The sequence below is a fragment of the Rubrivivax soli genome, assembly GCF_049810355.1.
In the GTDB taxonomy this organism is placed as follows: Bacteria; Pseudomonadota; Gammaproteobacteria; order Burkholderiales; family Burkholderiaceae_C; genus Rubrivivax.
Window position 1 is genome coordinate 4,957,514 of sequence record NZ_CP187368.1, and the last position, 15,912, is coordinate 4,973,425.

The 15,912-nt window shown below is 70.2% G+C and carries 14 protein-coding genes; 11 read left to right on the forward strand and 3 right to left on the reverse strand.

Annotated elements, in window-relative coordinates; genetic code table 11:
- Nucleotides 1–60: 60 nt before the first annotated feature.
- From ACPOLB_RS22790 to glf, 3 genes are read right to left on the reverse strand one after another with little or no spacing between them, the layout of a single operon-like run.
- Nucleotides 61–3,015 carry a glycosyltransferase family 2 protein gene (locus ACPOLB_RS22790; RefSeq protein ID WP_425258332.1) on the reverse strand — a complete coding sequence of 985 codons (2,955 nt, stop codon included), beginning with the start codon at nucleotides 3,013–3,015 and terminating at the stop codon, nucleotides 61–63.
- 22 nt (nucleotides 3,016–3,037) lie between these two features.
- Nucleotides 3,038–4,045: a DUF707 domain-containing protein gene (locus ACPOLB_RS22795; protein ID WP_425258333.1), complete on the reverse strand. Its 1,008-nt coding sequence runs from the start codon at nucleotides 4,043–4,045 to the stop codon at nucleotides 3,038–3,040.
- Between the two features lie 35 nt (nucleotides 4,046–4,080).
- Nucleotides 4,081–5,205 (reverse strand): UDP-galactopyranose mutase, encoded by a 1,125-nt coding sequence (gene glf / locus ACPOLB_RS22800; RefSeq protein WP_425258334.1) that lies wholly within the window; start codon nucleotides 5,203–5,205, stop codon nucleotides 4,081–4,083.
- 306 nt (nucleotides 5,206–5,511) lie between these two features.
- Here glf and flhD point away from each other — a divergent pair, with 306 nt between their 5' ends.
- From flhD to flhF, 11 genes are all read left to right on the forward strand, one after another.
- A complete protein-coding gene (gene flhD / locus ACPOLB_RS22805) occupies nucleotides 5,512–5,835 on the forward strand; it encodes a flagellar transcriptional regulator FlhD (protein ID WP_425258335.1) in 324 nt (107 codons plus the stop codon).
- A 46-nt stretch (nucleotides 5,836–5,881) separates the two neighbouring features.
- The gene (flhC, locus tag ACPOLB_RS22810; protein ID WP_425258336.1) at nucleotides 5,882–6,448 is read left to right on the forward strand and encodes a flagellar transcriptional regulator FlhC; all 567 of its coding nucleotides are present in this window, start codon (nucleotides 5,882–5,884) and stop codon (nucleotides 6,446–6,448) included.
- Nucleotides 6,449–6,676: 228 nt separating this feature from the next.
- On the forward strand, nucleotides 6,677–7,465 hold the full coding sequence (locus ACPOLB_RS22815; RefSeq protein ID WP_425258337.1) for a class I SAM-dependent methyltransferase: 789 nt from the start codon (nucleotides 6,677–6,679) through the stop codon (nucleotides 7,463–7,465).
- Nucleotides 7,466–7,521: 56 nt separating this feature from the next.
- Nucleotides 7,522–8,379, forward strand: coding sequence for a flagellar motor stator protein MotA (gene motA, locus ACPOLB_RS22820; protein ID WP_425258338.1), 858 nt, complete (start codon nucleotides 7,522–7,524; stop codon nucleotides 8,377–8,379).
- Between the two features lie 103 nt (nucleotides 8,380–8,482).
- Nucleotides 8,483–9,433 carry a flagellar motor protein MotB gene (gene motB, locus ACPOLB_RS22825; RefSeq protein WP_425258339.1) on the forward strand — a complete coding sequence of 317 codons (951 nt, stop codon included), beginning with the start codon at nucleotides 8,483–8,485 and terminating at the stop codon, nucleotides 9,431–9,433.
- A 62-nt stretch (nucleotides 9,434–9,495) separates the two neighbouring features.
- Nucleotides 9,496–9,894 carry a chemotaxis response regulator CheY gene (cheY, locus tag ACPOLB_RS22830; protein ID WP_425258340.1) on the forward strand — a complete coding sequence of 133 codons (399 nt, stop codon included), beginning with the start codon at nucleotides 9,496–9,498 and terminating at the stop codon, nucleotides 9,892–9,894.
- A gap of 15 nt (nucleotides 9,895–9,909) precedes the next feature.
- Nucleotides 9,910–10,542: a protein phosphatase CheZ gene (locus tag ACPOLB_RS22835; protein WP_425258341.1), complete on the forward strand. Its 633-nt coding sequence runs from the start codon at nucleotides 9,910–9,912 to the stop codon at nucleotides 10,540–10,542.
- A 1-nt stretch (nucleotide 10,543) separates the two neighbouring features.
- A complete protein-coding gene (locus ACPOLB_RS22840; protein WP_425258342.1) occupies nucleotides 10,544–10,909 on the forward strand; it encodes a hypothetical protein in 366 nt (121 codons plus the stop codon).
- A gap of 152 nt (nucleotides 10,910–11,061) precedes the next feature.
- Nucleotides 11,062–12,240, forward strand: coding sequence for an EscU/YscU/HrcU family type III secretion system export apparatus switch protein (locus ACPOLB_RS22845; protein WP_425258343.1), 1,179 nt, complete (start codon nucleotides 11,062–11,064; stop codon nucleotides 12,238–12,240).
- Between the two features lie 8 nt (nucleotides 12,241–12,248).
- Complete coding sequence (gene flhA, locus ACPOLB_RS22850) at nucleotides 12,249–14,327, forward strand: flagellar biosynthesis protein FlhA (protein ID WP_425261960.1); 2,079 nt, start codon at nucleotides 12,249–12,251, stop codon at nucleotides 14,325–14,327.
- Nucleotides 14,324–15,904 (forward strand): flagellar biosynthesis protein FlhF, encoded by a 1,581-nt coding sequence (gene flhF, locus ACPOLB_RS22855; protein WP_425258344.1) that lies wholly within the window; start codon nucleotides 14,324–14,326, stop codon nucleotides 15,902–15,904. Before flhA ends, flhF begins: the two co-directional genes overlap by 4 nt.
- Nucleotides 15,905–15,912: the final 8 nt, after the last annotated feature.

Here is a 15,912-nt window from a genome sequence, read left to right on the forward strand (position 1 = left end):
ACCCCGCGAAAAACGAAATCGCGGGGTAGAAGCTGGGCGCCCGAGGCGCCACCGCCGCTGTCAGGCTGCCAGCCGGGCCTGCCCGGCCTGGCGGCTGGCAAGGTAGCCGTGGATCTCGGTCGACGACATCATGCCCAGCGTGTCGTTGAACCATTTCACGAACTGCAGCGCCGGGTAGATGCGGCCGGCGGCTTCCTCCAGCGAGGCGGCCGGGGCGCGCGCTGCGTTGTCGGCGTGGCGCTCCAGGTTCTGCGTCAGCGTCTGCACCAGGCGTTCGATCTCGGCGTCGGGCCACAGCCACAGCATGCGCAGGTCGATGCCGCTGCTCTGCTCGTCCAGCGCCACGCCCTCGGCGCCCGTGGCCACGAAGCGCAGGCCGTCGTAGCGCGTGATGGCGCGGTCCAGCGCCGCCAGCAGCGGCTGCAGGCGCTGGTGCAGGGCCTGGAACTCGGCGATGCGCTGCACCGGCATCTGCGCGTAGTGCGGCGTCTTGCGCGGCTCGCGCACGAAGAGGTGCACGCCGCCCTTGCCGCGGAACTGGTACATGCGCGCCAGGCCGGCCGCGTCCAGCGTGTGTGCGTGGTGCGCGACGCAGTCGGGGCGGTAGAAGATCTGGCAGCCGTCCTGCTGCAGGCGCAGGCCGAGCTCGATGTCTTCCGCACCCATGCGCACGAAGCCTTCGTCGAAGCCGCCGTGGCGCAGCACGAACGCGCGCGCGATGCTGAGGTTGCAGGTGTAGAAGTGGTGGTGGTCGTAGGCTTGGTCCGGGCCCATGCGCCAGTAGTCGAAGACCAGGTCCGAGTGGTTCAGGCAGTGGCCCACCGGGCCGTCCAGCCGCACGAAGTCGGGGTGCATCGGGAAGCTGCCCAGCACTGCCGCCTTCGGGCCGCGGCGGGCGTGCTCTTCCAGGTGGATCTGCAGGGCCTGCGGCTCCAGCAGCGCGTCGTCGTTGAGGAACAGCACCCACTGGCCGCGGGCGCGCTGCAGGCCGCGGTTGCGCGCGGCGGCCGGGCCCAGGTTGGCCTGGCGCTCGTGCTGCACGCCGGCCGCGGCGATCACCTGCGCGGTGTCGTCGCTGGAGCCGTCGTCGACGACGATGACCTCGAAGCGCTCGGCCGGCAGCGTCTGCGCCTCCAGCTGCGCCAGGCAGCGCCGCAGGATGGGCGCGCGGTTGAAGGTGGGGATGATGACCGACAGCACCGGCGGCGCGGCGGGGGCCACGGGTGCGACCGCGACGGCGGGCACCGGCTTGCCCTGCATCGTGGGCATGTCGGCCATTACCGGCGTCACCGCAGCGCCCACCGGCGGGCCGGCCAGGTCGTGCCGTTCGATGCCGGCGGCAGCCAGTGCGCGGCGCAGCGCCGGGGCCTGCAGCTTCTCGCTGTTGCCGTCGATGACGTCGATGAACCAGGCGTCCAGCGCGTGCAGGAAGACGAAGTAGAAGTGCTTGTCCTCGGCCGACTTCATGCTGCCCGGCTGGTGCTTCAGGAAGTACTCCAGCACCGGCGTCATCTGGTCGTTCTTGCGCGGGATGCGGTCGAACATCGGCACCACCAGCTTGAAGGTCTTCAGGCCGTAGGGCACGCCGTCGCGCATCACGTCGTAGTACATCGGGTGCTTCTCGTGGAAGGCCACCGGGTACGCGAACTGGCGGATCGGGAAACCGTGCAGCAGCGGCATCAGCACCGCGTAGTAGTCCCAGTGCGGGAAGCCTACGTAGTAGTCGGTCTCCTGGTCGTAGGCCTTCAGCACGCAGCTGTCCCAGAACCAGACGTCGAAGCCCGGCGGGTAGTAGTGGCCTTCCAGCCGCTCCAGCGTGTCGACTTCGACGCGGCGCGAGAACACCAGCGCGCCCTGGATGTCGCGCGCCAGGTCGGCCAGGAAGCCGGCGGCGTCGGCCGGCTGCAGCACGATGTCGGAATTGATGAAGCCGCCGTGCGGCAGGCCGCTGGCGCGGAACCACGCGAACACGTCGTCCACGCGCACCAGCGGCTTGCCGGTGCGCTCGCGCCCGTCGCGATGCACCTCGACGAAACGCACCTCGGGGTACTGCGGCTGCAGCTGGCGGATCTCGTCGGCGTTGTTGAACGACACCACGTCGAAGCCCAGCGCGCGCCAGCTGGCGATGGCGCGGCGCTGCTTGGCCTCGCCCTTGGGCGCGATGCTGGTGCCCACCGTGAGCTGCAGGCCGCCGGCCGGTGCGCCGGCCGGGCGCGGGGTGCCGACGACCTCGGCACGCGCCGCGGCCAGTTCCTGCAGCACGCCGGGCAGGGCGGCGGCGGCGCTGCCGCGCAGGCCGGCGTAGCCGGACTGCAGCCGGGCGACGAAGCCGTCGTCGGCGGCGTCGAACAGGTGGTGCAGCCGGCCGGCGGCGTCGAAGCCGCCGAAGCACAGGCGCAGCGGCGTCACGCTGCCGGTGGCGGAAGCGGGCGCGCTGCGGCGCACCTGCACGCGGTCGATCACCGCGCACTCGCGGGCCGGTTCGGCCAGCAGGCGCGGCCAGCGCAGGCCGCGGCTGGCGTCGTCGCCGCCGGCCAGGTCGGGCAGCGCGCGCTCCAGCAGCGCGCGGGCGAACAGCGGCGCGGCGGCGTCGACGAAGCTCGTGTAGCGCAGCGCGAAGGCTGCGTTGTGCAGCGCCAGCGGGTGCACGGCCGCGCTGTCGGCCGTGAAGGCCGGCTGCGCCAGCGGCAGCTGCAGCCCCGCGGCGATCTCGAACAGGCGGTTGATGTCCTCGGCCGTGGCCGACACGTCGTCGGCGGGCAGCCAGATGTGGTCGTAGCCGGCCCAGGCCGCGTGGGTGTCGGCCAGCAGTTGCGCCAGCGTGTCCCAGCGCACGCCGCTGCGCTCGACGTGGATCACGCCGTCGTGCTGCCTGGCCTGGCGGTGGGTGCCGCCGGTGGCGTCGCAGACCATCAGGTCCCAGTTGCGGGCGACGGGCGATGCCAGCCACTGCATGTGCAGCGACGCGACGCCTGCATGCACGACGACGAGAAAGCGCTTGTTCATGGTGTCCATGGGCGGGTGCCGGGTGCGGTGATCAGGAGTAGCGCGGGCCCAGGGACTGGGCGGCGGGCTCGGCGGCGCCTTGCTGCGCAGCGGCCTCGGTCGGGCTGGGGAAGCGGATGCCGGTGCCGGCGAGCTCGCGGTTGAGCACCACGCGCAGCAGCGCACGCGGGTAGCGCGTGCGGCCGAAGAACTCCGAGCCGGCCCAGTAGTGGAAGTGGTTCGAGAGGTAGCGCGTGAGCTGCAGCGGGCTGATGGTCACGCCCTGCAGCGACTGCATCAGCACGCCCAGCATGCGGTCGATCTCGGCGCGCTCGTCGCCGATGCACAGCGTGTCGCCGTTCTGCAGCAGGCCGCCGAAGTTGATGTGGAAGTCCGCCGGCGTCTCCACGAAACTCCCGGCCGAGACCAGCCAGTCCTCGTGCGCCGGGGCCAGGCCCGCGGCCTTGTTGAACTTGTAGTTCGGGCCGCCCACCGGGCGCGTGTGCTTGACCGGCGTGTCGTCGATGATGGCCACACGGCCCATGCGCGAGTAGCGCGGCCACACGGCGTCGAGGCCGAAGCCGCTGATCTGGTTCTTCAGCGTGTGGAACACGCGCGCCAGCAGGTCGGCCGACAGCACCGGCGCCATGATCTCGACGAAGTTCGTGAAGCGCAGCTGGAAGGCGGCGTGCTGCAGCGTCGCGACGTGCGTGAAGTACGAGTCGGGCGTCAGTGCGGGCTGCGCCAGGTCCAGGTGCAGGTCGCTGCAGATCGAGAACATGCGCGAGACCTGCTCGGGCACGCACAGCAGGTCGTCGTCGGGCAGCCAGACGTGGCTGTAGGCCTGGATCTGGTCCCAGTGCGCCAGCAGCGTCTGCTCCAGGCCCGGCCACTTCGCGCCCTTCACGTGGTGCACGAAGACGGCGCCCTCGGCGTGCTGCGGCGGCGTGTCGCCGAACCACGACAGCGCGTAGTCGAAGTTTTGTTCGGCCAGGCGCTGCACGGCATGTGGGTGCAGCGAGCTCGGGCCGGCGCGGAAGAGGGCGAGGAAGGGCTTCATGGCCGGGTGTCCTTGGGTGCTTGCTTCGGGGGGACTCAGGCCGCGACGGCCTCGCCGCTGTGGATCAGCTGGCGGCTGGTGGCGAGCGCTGCGGCCACCACCTGGTCCATGTTGTAGTAGCGGTACTGCGCCAGGCGCCCGATGAAGACGACGTCGCTCTCGGTCTCGGCCAGGGCCTCGTAGCGCTTGAACAGCGCTTCGTTGGCCGGGTTCGGGATCGGGTAGTACGGGTCGCTGCCGGGGCCCATGGCGCAGGGGATCTCGCGCACGATGCTCGTGCCCGCGTGCTGCTGGCCGGTGAGGTGCTTGAACTCGGTGATGCGCGTGTAGGCGTGGTCGTTCGGGTAGTTCACGGTGCCCACCGGCTGGTGCTGCGCGACGCCGGGCAGGTGCGCGTGCTCGAAGCGCAGGCTGCGGTAGGGCAGGGCGCCGTAGCGGTGGCCGAAGTACTCGTCGATGGGGCCGGTGAACACGGTGCGGCGGCAGTCGGCCGTGGCGACGATCTGCTGGTACGCGATGCCCGTGCGCACCTGGATGTTCGGGTGGTCGAGCAGGCGCTCGAACAGCTTCGTGTAGCCCTGGTCGGGCATGGCCTGGAAGCGGTCGGTGAAGTAGCGGTCGTCGTCGTTGGTGCGCGTGGGGATGCGCGCGGCCACGCCGCCGGCGAGCTCGCTCAAGTCCAGTCCCCACTGCTTCTTCGTGTAGCCGCGGAAGAAGGCGTCGCACAGCGCGCGGCCCACCGAGTTCAGCACCACGTCCTCGCTGGTGCGGATGGGGTCCTTCGGCTCGCGCACGCGCTCCAGGAAAGCCGCGGCGCCGGCCTCGTCGAGGTCCAGCCCGTACAGGCGGTTGAGCGTGGTGCGGTTGATCGGCAGCGGGTACGCGGCGCCGGTGGCGGCGTCGGGCACGGCCAGCACGCGGTGCTCGTAGGGGCGCCAGCCGGTGAAGCGCGAGAGGTAGGCGAACACCCGCTCGCTATTGGTGTGGAAGATGTGCGGCCCGTACTGGTGCACCAGCACGCCGTCGGCGTCGAGGCGGTCGAACGCGTTGCCGCCGATGTGCGGGCGCTTGTCGATCACCAGCACGCGCTCGCCGGCCTCGGCCAGTTCGCGCGCCGTCACTGCACCGGCGAATCCGGCGCCGACGATCAGGGTGTCCATCGCGGGGGGTCTCCTGCCGCCGGGTCGGGAGCAGCCGTCTTCCACCATGAAAGACGCCCCTTCGGCGTGCGGCCAGTCTAGGCAGCGGCCCCCGCGAAGAAGGCCCGAAATGCGGCGCGAAGCCGGCCCTGTTGTCGCCGCCCGGGGTGAGCGCCCGCACCCGCTTGTAGGAATTTGCCTGACAAGGCCATTGGAAGAAGCGGGACTGAAGCCACGGAACTGGGCTGATGTTGCCGTCCAGTTCGTTTCCCTACAGTTCGTATCACACCGCGACACCCCAGCAACACACAGACCCCGGAGCCAGCCATGAACGCCGACCAGATCCTCGCCGAAATCCGTGAAGCCAACCTCTCGTACCTGATGCTGGCGCAGAGCCTGATCCGCACCGACCGCGAGCAGGCCCTGTTCCGCCTGGGCGTCAGCGAAGAGACCGCCACGCTGATCAACACGCTGACCCCGGCGCAGATGATGAAGATCGCCACCGGCAACACGCTGCTGTGCCGCTTCCGCATGGACGACGACATCGTCTGGAGCCTGCTCACCAGCCACGGCAAGAGCGCGTCCAACGACGGCGTCTCCCGCCTGCATGCCTCCATCCTGATGGCCGGCCGCCATCAAGAAGCAGCCTGACCCCACGCGCTGCCGACCACACACACAACAAATCAGGAGAACGACCATGGCCCGCAACAAGAGCATCCTCACCGAAGCCAGGCAGATCGAGCGTGCCGTCACGCTGATCCACCTGGGCGCCCGGCTGCAGGTGCTGGAGAGCGAAACCGACCTCAGCTACGAGCGCCTGCTGCGCCTGTACAAGGAGGTCTCGGGCAAGAGCCCGAGCAAGGGCCAGCTGCCGTTCTCCACCGACTGGTTCATGACCTGGCAGCCCAACATCCACGCCAGCCTGTTCCTGAACATCCACGAGTACCTGAACAAGACCGCGGCGCTCGACGAGATCGACACCGTGATCAAGGCCTACCAGCTGTACCTGGAGCAGATCCAGGCGCAGGGACTGGAGCCGCTGCTGAGCGTGACGCGGGCCTGGCGTCTGGTGAAGTTCGTCGACAACGGCATGCTGACGATGACCACCTGCAGCAAGTGCGGCGGCCACTACGTCAGCCACCCGCACGAGATCGCCCGCCACTACGTGTGCGGTCTGTGCAACCCGCCGGCGCGTGCCGGCAAGGGCAAGCTGGCCGGCGGCCTGCACCTGGGCGGCCGCGACGCTGCCGAACACACGCACTGAGACTTTGTTGGCGTTGTCGCGGCTGGCGTCGGCCGCGGTCGGCTCAAGGCGGCGAGGCCCGGGGCCGATACACCAGACGTACCGATCGTTTTTTCATTGCTTGTCTCCTCCTGGCACAGATTCCTGTGCTTTGCAGCGGGTCCCTCAACGGGCCCGCTTTTTTTTTGGTGCGCCATTGCCGCGCTGTTCCGCGCCTTGCACCGCAGCCTGCCGCTCCACACTGCCCCCATGCCCCTGACGCTGTTGCGGCGCCCGCCCTGGCCGCTGCCCGCCTTGTTCGCCTGGCTGCTGGCCTGGGTGCTGTTCGCCGCGGGCGGACATGCCGGGCTGCCGGCTGCCGCGGCTTTCGCCCTGGCCGCGCTGGCTGCCGCTGCCGTGGCGCTGCTGGCAGCAGGGCGCTGGCGGCGCATGCTCACGGCCGCGGGCTTTCCGCTGTCGGCGCTGGCGCTGGGCGCGCTGCCGGCGCTGCCGCCCTGGCTGTGGGCACTGGCCGCGCTGCCGCTGCTGCTGGCCTACCCGCTGCGCGCGTGGCGCGACGCACCGTTCTTCCCCACGCCCGCCGCGGCCCTGCAGGGCCTGGACCGCAGCGTCGCGCTGGCGCCCGGCGCGGTGGTGCTGGATGCCGGCTGCGGCCTCGGCCACGGGCTGCAGGCCCTGCGTGCCGTGTGGCCGCGGGCGCGGCTGCGCGGGCTCGAGTTCAGCCGGCCGCTGGCCTGGCTGGCGGCGCGGCGCTGCCCCGGCGCGCAGATCGCGCGCGGCGACATGTGGGCCGCGTCGTGGGCCGGTGTCGATCTGGTCTACCTGTTCCAGCGCCCCGAGAGCATGGCGCGCGCGCTGGCCAAGGCCGAGGCCGAGATGGCGCCGGGCAGCTGGCTCGCGAGCCTGGAGTTCGAGGTGCCGGGGCGCACCGCCACTGCCTGCCACGCCGTGCCGGGCCAGCGCCCGGTGTGGCTGTACCGCCTGGGCGCGCCCAGCGGCCCACAAACGCGCTCAACCACGCGCGGCCCGCGCCGATAACGACTGCAGACACCGTCCGCCTTCGCGGGCCGGTGCGCCACAGAAGTCCACCACATATGTTCGTCATCATCGGTTGGGTCGTCGTGCTCGGTTGCGTGTTCGGGGTGTTCATCGCCCACGGCGGCAACATGGGCCCCATCCTCAAGGCACTGCCTTGGGAAATGGCCATGATCGGCGGCGCGACGCTGGGCGCCTTCCTGGTGAACAACCAGATGAAGGTGGTGAAGGCCACCATCGCCGGCGCGATCTCGTGCTTCAAGGGCAGCAAGTACACCAAGGCGCGCTACATGGAACTGCTGGCGCTGATGTACGACATCCTGCAGAAGGCGCGCAAGGAAGGCCTGATGTCCATCGAGAAGGACGTCGAGGACCCGCACTCCAGCCCGCTGTTCCAGAAGTACCCGGCCGTGGGCAACGACCACCACGTCACCGAGTTCATCACCGACTACCTGCGCATGATGGTCTCGGGCAACCTGAACGCGCACGAGATCGAGTCGCTGATGGACAGCGAGATCGAGACCCACCACCACGAGGCGCATGCGCCGGTGGCGGCCATCCAGCGCATCGCGGGCGGCCTGCCGGCCTTCGGCATCGTGGCTGCCGTGCTGGGCGTCGTGAAGACCATGGGCAGCGTGGGCCAGCCGCCCGCGGTGCTGGGCGCGATGATCGGCTCGGCCCTGGTCGGCACCTTCCTGGGCATCCTGCTGGCCTATGCCTTCGCCGAGCCCGTGGCCGGCCTGCTGGAGCAGAAGGTCGAGGAAGGCAGCAAGGAACTGCAGTGCATCAAGACCACGCTGCTGGCCAGCATGCAGGGCTACGCCCCGCAGGTGGCCATCGAGTTCGGACGCAAGGTGCTCTATTCCGGTGACCGCCCGTCGTTCACGGAGCTGGAAGCTCACGTGAAAAAGAAATGAAGCAGCACGCGCATCAAGCGGACGCCGTGGATCCGGCTCTGCCGGTCCACCAGCGTCGCCCCCCTCGGGGGGAGCGCCGCAGGCGCTACGGGGGGGGGCGTAAATGGCTGGGGATGCGAAGAAGCTGCAGCCGATCATCATCAAGCGCGTCAAGAAGGGCGGCCATGCCGCCCACGGGGGCGCGTGGAAGATCGCCTATGCCGACTTCGTGACGGCGATGATGGCCTTCTTCCTGCTGATGTGGCTGCTGGGCAGCACCACCGAAGGCGACAAGAAGGGGCTGGCCGACTACTTCGGCACGCCGCTGAAGATCTCGCTGCTGTCCAGCGGCACCGGTGCCGGCGACTCGTCGCACGTCATCAAGGGCGGCGGCCAGGACATCACGCGCACCAACGGCCAGGTCAAGCGCGGCGACATCGAAGCGCAGCGCAGCACCGTGAACCTGCAGGCGCTGAAGCAGGAGCAGATCCGCGCCGAGGTGGCGCGGCTGGAAGACCTGAAGAAGAAGATCGAGCAGAAGATCAACGGCAACACGCGGCTGGCGGCGCTGAAGTCGCAGCTGCGGCTGGACATGACACGCGACGGCCTGCGCATCCAGATCGTCGACGCCGACAACCGGCCCATGTTCCCGAGCGGCAGCGCCGTGGTGCAGCCCTACATGCGCGAGCTGCTGCAGGACATCGGCAGCGTGCTGGCCGAAGTGCCGAACCGGCTGACGCTGGAGGGCCACACCGACGCCCAGCCCTTCCCCGGCGGGGAACGCGGCTACAGCAACTGGGAGCTGTCGGCCGACCGTGCCAACGCCTCGCGCCGCGAGCTCATCACCGGCGGCATGCCCGACGACCACGTGCTGCGCGTGCAGGGCCTGGCCGCGAGCTCCCCCTTCGACCGCCAGGACCCGCTGGCCCCGAGCAACCGCCGCATCAGCATCATCGTGATGAACCGCGAGGCCGAAGACCGCTTCTTCCGCACCGCGCCCGACACCGTCTCGGCCGACGACAACGAAGCGCCGGACATCGCGCCGAGCCTGGCGCCGCAGATCGGCACACGCTGATTCAAGTCCACCCCGTCGCAACCGATAACCCCTTCAGCCCGCCATATCTGAGGTTCATGCCCATGAGCAACGCCACCGACCTGAAATTCCTGATCGTCGACGACTTCTCGACCATGCGACGCATCGTGCGCGGCCTGCTCAAGGAGATGGGCTGCAACAACGCCGACGAGGCCGAGGACGGCGCCATCGCGCTGAACATGCTGAAGTCGCAGAAGTTCGACTTCGTGGTGTCGGACATCAACATGCCCAACATGAACGGCTTCGACCTGCTGAAGGCGATCAAGGCCGAGGACAGCCTCAAGCACATCCCGGTGCTGATGGTCACGGCCGAGGCGCGCAAGGAAGACATCGTGCTGGCGGCGCAGAGCGGCGCGGCCGGCTACATCGTCAAGCCGTTCACGAAAGCCACGCTCGAGGAAAAGGTCCAGAAGATCCTGCAGAAGCTGGCCGCCACGGCCTGAACGAGGGAGAACCACATGAAGATGGAAGACATCGGCGCCTTGAAACCTGCCGAGCCCCTGTCCGTGTCGCCGGAGGTGTTCCAGCAGCTCGGCTCGATCACGCGGCTGCTGCACGACACGATGCAGCAGCTCGGCGTGATGCCCAAGCTGCAGGTCGCGACCGACGGCCTGCCCGACGCGCGCAGCCGCCTCACCTACATCGCCAGCAAGACCGCCGACGCCGCCAACAAGGTGCTGAACTCGGTCGACCAGGCCAAGGCCGAGCACGCCAGCATCGCCGAGTCGACGCGCCAGATGGGCAAGCTCATCGTCGCCGATCCGGTGAAGGCCGTGGCCTCGGGTGCGGTGCTGAACTTCGTGCAGGACATCGAGCAGCGCACCGCCGTCATCGACACGCACCTGACCGACATCATGATGGCGCAGGACTTCCACGACCTCACCGGCCAGGTGGTGGCCAAGGTCGTGACGCTGGCCAACGACCTGGAGGACAGCCTCGTCAAGCTGCTGGTGCAGGTGGTGCCGCCGGACCAGCGCGAGAAGGTCGACCCCAACGTGCTGGCGGGCCCGGTCGTGAACGCCGAGGGGCGCACCGACGTGGTGACGAACCAGGGCGAGGTCGACGACCTGCTGGCCAGCCTCGGGTTCTGAGATGTCGGGCGCCGACGAGGCCGCAACGGCCATCAGCGAAGCGCCCGATCTCGCCTGGCTCGCGCCCGGCAGCGTCTCCGAGCCCCGCGCCGCGCTGCAGCGCATCGAGGCCGTGTGCGGCATGCACCCGACGCTCTTCGGGGCCGTGTTCGCGCTGCTGGCTACCCACCCCGGCGTGCCGCGGCCGGTGCTGGCGCAGGCCGTGAAGCAGTTCCGGCGCGACGCCGATGCGCATTCGATCGAAGACATGCTGGGCCTGATGACGGCCGTCTCCAACGGCGCGCAGCAGGCCTTCGAGGCCGTGCTGCGCACGCGCCGCGGCAGCGACCGCAAGGCGGCGGCGCTGCCGTTCGTCAGGCCTGACTGAATCCTCGTCGCGTCCTGACCGAGGCCGGCCCGCCACGGGCCTGAAGCCCGCACCCGGGCGCGGAGCACGCCCGGGAAACACCCTCTTATCCGACTCAAGTCGCGGCGCCGCACCGGCACCATGGCAGGGCTCATTCCAGAGCCCCACAGACCATGGCCGACGACGCCCAGGACCGCAACCTACCCGCCTCAGAGCGCAAGATCCAGAAGGCCCGTGCAGACGGGCAGGTGGCGCGCTCGCGTGACCTCGGCCACCTGGCCGCGGTGGGCGCCGGCGTGGCGCTGCTGATCGCCTTCGCGCCCACGTTCACGGCCTGGCTGTCGCTGCTGCTCACCGACGGCCTGCGCTTCGACGCCACGGCGCTGGCACGCCCGGGCGCGATGACCGAGCGCCTGTCGCATTCCACCTTCCAGATGCTGCTGGCCGTGGTGCCGCTGGGCGCCGTGGTGGCGCTGGTGGCGGTGGCCGCCAGCGTGCTGTCGGGCGGCTGGAACTTCACGCTCAAGCCGCTGGAGCCCAAGTTCGAGAAGTTCGACCCGATCAGCGGCATCGGCCGGCTGTTCTCGAAGCAGCAGCTCGTCGAGACGCTGAAGGTCTGCCTGCTGGCGCTGGTGCTGGGCGCCATCGGCGCCATGTACCTGAAGGCGCAGCTGCCGGCCTTCGCCGGGCTCATCGCGCTGCCGCTGCCGGCGGCGCTGGCCGAGGCCGGCGCGCTGCTGCAGGGCGGCCTGCTGCTGCTGCTGCTGGCGCTGGGCACCTTCGCGCTGGTGGACGTGCCGCTGCAGCGCCAGATGCTGCTGCGCCGGCTGCGCATGAGCGTGCAGGAGGCGAAGAAGGAGCACAAGGACGTCGAGGGCAACACCGAGGTCAAGGGCAAGATCAAGGCGAAGATGCGCGAGCTGGCCAACCGCCGCATGATCGCCGCCGTGCCCGGCGCCGATCTGGTGGTGATGAACCCCACCCACTTCGCCGTGGCGCTGAAGTACGACGAGGCCACGATGGGCGCGCCGCGCGTGGTGGCCAAGGGCGCCGACCTGCTGGCCTTCAAGATCCGCGACGCCGCGCAGGGCGCGAAGGTGCCCGTGCTGCAGGCGCCGCCGCTGGCGCGTGCGCTCTACAAGCACGCCGAGATCGACCAGGAGATCCCGGCCGCGCTGTTCTCGGCCGTGGCCCAGGTGCTGGCCTGGGTGTTCCAGCTGCGCGCGGCCATGGCCGCGGGCCGCCCGATGACGACGCCGCAGCCGCAGGTGCAGGTGCCTGACGGCATGGACCCGCTGCACCCCGTGCCGGCCACCGCGGCCACCCCCCCGAAGACGGAGCCTGAGCCGTGAACGACCTGATGCACAGGCTGAACGCCTGGTTCGGCCCCAACGCGGCCGCGGCCAAGATGCTGACGTTGCCGCTGTTCGTGGTGCTGATGCTGTCGATGATGGTGCTGCCGCTGCCGCCCTTCGTGCTGGACCTGCTGTTCACCTTCAACATCGCGCTGGCGCTGATGGTGGTGATGGTCTCGGCGCAAATGGTCAAGCCGCTGGACTTCGCGGCGCTGCCCACCGTGCTGCTGGTCACGACGCTGCTGCGCCTGAGCCTGAACGTGGCCTCCACGCGCGTGGTGCTGCTGGAAGGCCACAACGGCCCGGGTGCCGCCGGCCAGGTGATCGAGAGCTTCGGCCACGCGCTGATCGGCGGCAACTTCGCGGTCGGCCTGATCGTGTTCGCGATCCTGGTCGTCATCAACTTCATCGTCGTCACCAAGGGCGCCGAGCGCATCGCCGAAGTCGGTGCGCGCTTCACGCTCGACGCGATGCCCGGCAAGCAGATGGCGATCGACGCCGAGCTCAACGCCGGCCTCATCGACGAGAAGGAGGCGCGCCGCCGCCGCTCGGAAGTGGGCGAGGAAGCCGACTTCTTCGGCTCGATGGACGGTGCCAGCAAGTACGTGCGCGGCGACGCGATGGCCGGCCTGCTGATCCTGTTCATCAACATCGTCGGCGGCCTGATCATCGGCATGGCGATGCACGGGCTGAGCGCGGCGCAGGCGGCCGAGAGCTACATCCTGCTCGCCATCGGCGACGCGCTGGTGGCGCAGATCCCGGGCCTGCTGATCAGCGTGGCCTCGGCGATGGTGATCTCGCGCGTCGGCAAGGACGAGGACATCGGCACGCAGATCCGCGCGCAGGTGTTCGACTCGCCGCAGGCGCTCGGCATCACCGCCGGCATCGTGATGGCGCTCGGGCTGATCCCGGGCATGCCGCACCTGGTGTTCCTGCTCATCGGCGGCGGCCTGGCGCTGCTGACCTGGCAGATGATGAAGAAGAAGGCACGCGCGGCGGCCGAGCCCGAGCGCAAGCCCGGCGACGACCCCGCGCAGCCCAACGCCGAAGCCAGCTGGGACGACCTGGCGCCGGTGGACACGCTGGGCCTGGAGGTGGGCTACCGCCTGATCGCGCTGGTGGACAAGGCGCGCCAGGGCGACCTGCTGGCGCGCATCAAGGGCGTGCGCAAGAAGTTCGCGCAGGACGTGGGCTTCCTGCCGCCGCCGGTGCACATCCGCGACAACCTGGAGCTCAAGCCCAGCGTCTACCGCGTCACGCTGCGCGGCGCCGTGGTCGGCGAAGGCGAGGCCTTCCCGGGCCAGCTGCTGGCCATCAACCCCGGCGGCGCGACGCAGCAGCTGCCCGGCACCAGGACCACCGATCCCGCCTTCGGCCTGCCCGCGGTGTGGATCGAGGAGCGCCACCGCGAGATGGCCCAAATGGCCGGATTTACGGTCGTTGATTGCGCGACCGTCGTGGCGACCCATCTTTCACACTTGATGCAAGTGAACGCAGCCCGGTTGCTGGGCCGCGTCGAGACGCAACAACTCGTGGAGCACGTCACCCGGCTGGCTCCCAAACTGATCGAAGACGTGGTCCCCAAGATGGTCGGCATCGCAACGCTCCAGAAGGTCCTCCAGCTGCTGCTGGAAGAGGGCGTGCACATCCGCGACATGCGCAGCATCGTGGAATGCCTGGCCGAGCACGCCGCCACCGTCACCGACCCGGGCGAGCTGGTCAAGCGCATCCGCACCCACCTCGCCCCGGCCATCGTGCAGCAGATCTACGGCGCCACGAAGGAACTGGACGTGATCGCGCTCGAGCCCGAGCTGGAGCGCCTGGTGACGCAGGCCCTGACCTCGCCGCACGGCGCCGCGCTGGACCCGGGCGTCGCCGACACGCTGACCAAGAGCGCTGCCAGCACCACGCGCCGCCAGGAAGACCTGGGCCTGCCCGCGTGCCTGCTGGTGCCCGACATGATCCGCGCTCCGATGGCGCGGCTGCTGCGCCGTGCCGCCCCGCGCCTGAAGGTGCTGGGCCACAGCGAGATCCCTGAAACGCATTCGATCCGCATCGGGTCGATCATCGGAAGCCACGCATGAACGTCAAACGCTTCACCGCCCGCACCTCGCGCGACGCGCTCGCGCTGGTCAAGCAGGCCTTCGGCGACGATGCCGTCGTGATGTCGACCCGCCCCTGCGCCGAAGGCGTGGAGGTGCTGGCGATGGCCCCCGAGAGCGTGCAGCAGCTCGAACGCGTGGGCGCCGCCGCCCCGGTGGTGGAAGCGCCGCGCCACGGCCCGCTGGCACGCACGCTGACGCAGCGCGCGCAGGCCCAGCACAGCGAAGGCCGCATCGAGCCGCGCATGGATGCGCGCCAGGAACCGCGCCTGGACGCCGGCGCCGTGGACCAGGACGTCGAGGCGCTGCAGATGAGCACGCTGTCGTTCCAGGACTACGTGCGCGAGCGCATGCTCAAGCGCCGCCAGGCCGAACTCGAAGCCGAGCAGAACAACGCCGCGCCGCGCCAGCCGGCGGTGTCGTCGATCGAATCCGCCCGCGCCCGCATGGCGGCCCAGCGCGCGCCCGAGGCGCCGGCCCGCCGCGAGCCGCCGGTGCTGCGCGAGGAGATCCGCGTGCCGGGTGCCGCCGCTGCGCCGCGCACCGCTGCCATGCCTGCCGTGCCTGCGGCGCCCGTGCTGGCCGACGCGCCCGCCGCGGCCAACACCCGCGACCAGGCCGCGATGATGGACGAGCTGCGCTCGATGCGCGGCCTGATCGAGCAGCGCTTCGGTGCGCTGGCCTTCATGGAGAAGCTGCAGCGCCAGCCGCGCCAGGCCACGCTGACGCAGAAGCTGCTCGACGCCGGCTGGTCGCCGTCGCTGATCCGCAAGCTGGTCGAGAGCCTGCCGGGCGAGGTCGACGAGACGGCCTGGGCCTCGGGCGTGCTGGAACGCAACCTGCACACCGGCGAGCGCGAGCCGGCGCTGGAGGAGCAGGGCGGTGTCTACGCGATGATCGGCGCCACCGGCGTCGGCAAGACCACCAGCACCGCCAAGCTGGCCGCGGCCTTCGCCACGCGCCACGGCGCGGCCAACCTGGGCCTGATCACGCTCGACGCCTACCGCGTCGGCGCCCACGAGCAACTGCGCACCTACGGCCGCATCCTGGGCGTGCCGGTGCACACCGCACACGACCGCGCCAGCCTGGAGGACCTGCTGGAACTGCTGAGCGCCAAGAAGATGGTGCTGATCGACACCGCCGGCATGGCGCAGCGCGACGCCCGCACCCGCGAGCTGCTGGAGATGCTGTCGCACCGCGCGATCCGCAAGCTGCTCGTGGTGAACGCCGCGTCACAGGGCGAGACCATCGAGGAGGTGCTGGCCGCCTACAACGCGCCCGCCTGCCACGGCGTGGTGCTGAGCAAGATCGACGAGGCCGTGAAGCTGGCCCCGGCGCTGGACGCGATGATCCGCCACCGCCTGAAGGTGGTGGCCATCGCCAACGGCCAGCGTGTGCCCGAGGACTGGCACCGCCTGTCGGCCAACGCGCTGGTGCAGCGCTCGCTGCGCGCCGGCGGCAGCGCCGCCTGGCGCATGGACAGCAGCGACATGAACCTGGTGTTCGCCGCCACGCCGCTGGCCCACAACGGCCACAAGGCCGCGGCGGCCCGCATCTGAGGCCGGCT

Coding starts and splice junctions, on each gene's coding strand:
- ACPOLB_RS22790 (WP_425258332.1), bottom strand. CDS start 3,015: ATGGACACCATGAACAAGCGCTTTCTCGTCGTCGTGCATGCAGGCGTC.
- ACPOLB_RS22795 (WP_425258333.1), bottom strand. CDS start 4,045: ATGAAGCCCTTCCTCGCCCTCTTCCGCGCCGGCCCGAGCTCGCTGCAC.
- glf (WP_425258334.1), bottom strand. CDS start 5,205: ATGGACACCCTGATCGTCGGCGCCGGATTCGCCGGTGCAGTGACGGCG.
- flhD (WP_425258335.1), top strand. CDS start 5,512: ATGAACGCCGACCAGATCCTCGCCGAAATCCGTGAAGCCAACCTCTCG.
- flhC (WP_425258336.1), top strand. CDS start 5,882: ATGGCCCGCAACAAGAGCATCCTCACCGAAGCCAGGCAGATCGAGCGT.
- ACPOLB_RS22815 (WP_425258337.1), top strand. CDS start 6,677: ATGCCCCTGACGCTGTTGCGGCGCCCGCCCTGGCCGCTGCCCGCCTTG.
- motA (WP_425258338.1), top strand. CDS start 7,522: ATGTTCGTCATCATCGGTTGGGTCGTCGTGCTCGGTTGCGTGTTCGGG.
- motB (WP_425258339.1), top strand. CDS start 8,483: ATGGCTGGGGATGCGAAGAAGCTGCAGCCGATCATCATCAAGCGCGTC.
- cheY (WP_425258340.1), top strand. CDS start 9,496: ATGAGCAACGCCACCGACCTGAAATTCCTGATCGTCGACGACTTCTCG.
- ACPOLB_RS22835 (WP_425258341.1), top strand. CDS start 9,910: ATGAAGATGGAAGACATCGGCGCCTTGAAACCTGCCGAGCCCCTGTCC.
- ACPOLB_RS22840 (WP_425258342.1), top strand. CDS start 10,544: ATGTCGGGCGCCGACGAGGCCGCAACGGCCATCAGCGAAGCGCCCGAT.
- ACPOLB_RS22845 (WP_425258343.1), top strand. CDS start 11,062: ATGGCCGACGACGCCCAGGACCGCAACCTACCCGCCTCAGAGCGCAAG.
- flhA (WP_425261960.1), top strand. CDS start 12,249: ATGCACAGGCTGAACGCCTGGTTCGGCCCCAACGCGGCCGCGGCCAAG.
- flhF (WP_425258344.1), top strand. CDS start 14,324: ATGAACGTCAAACGCTTCACCGCCCGCACCTCGCGCGACGCGCTCGCG.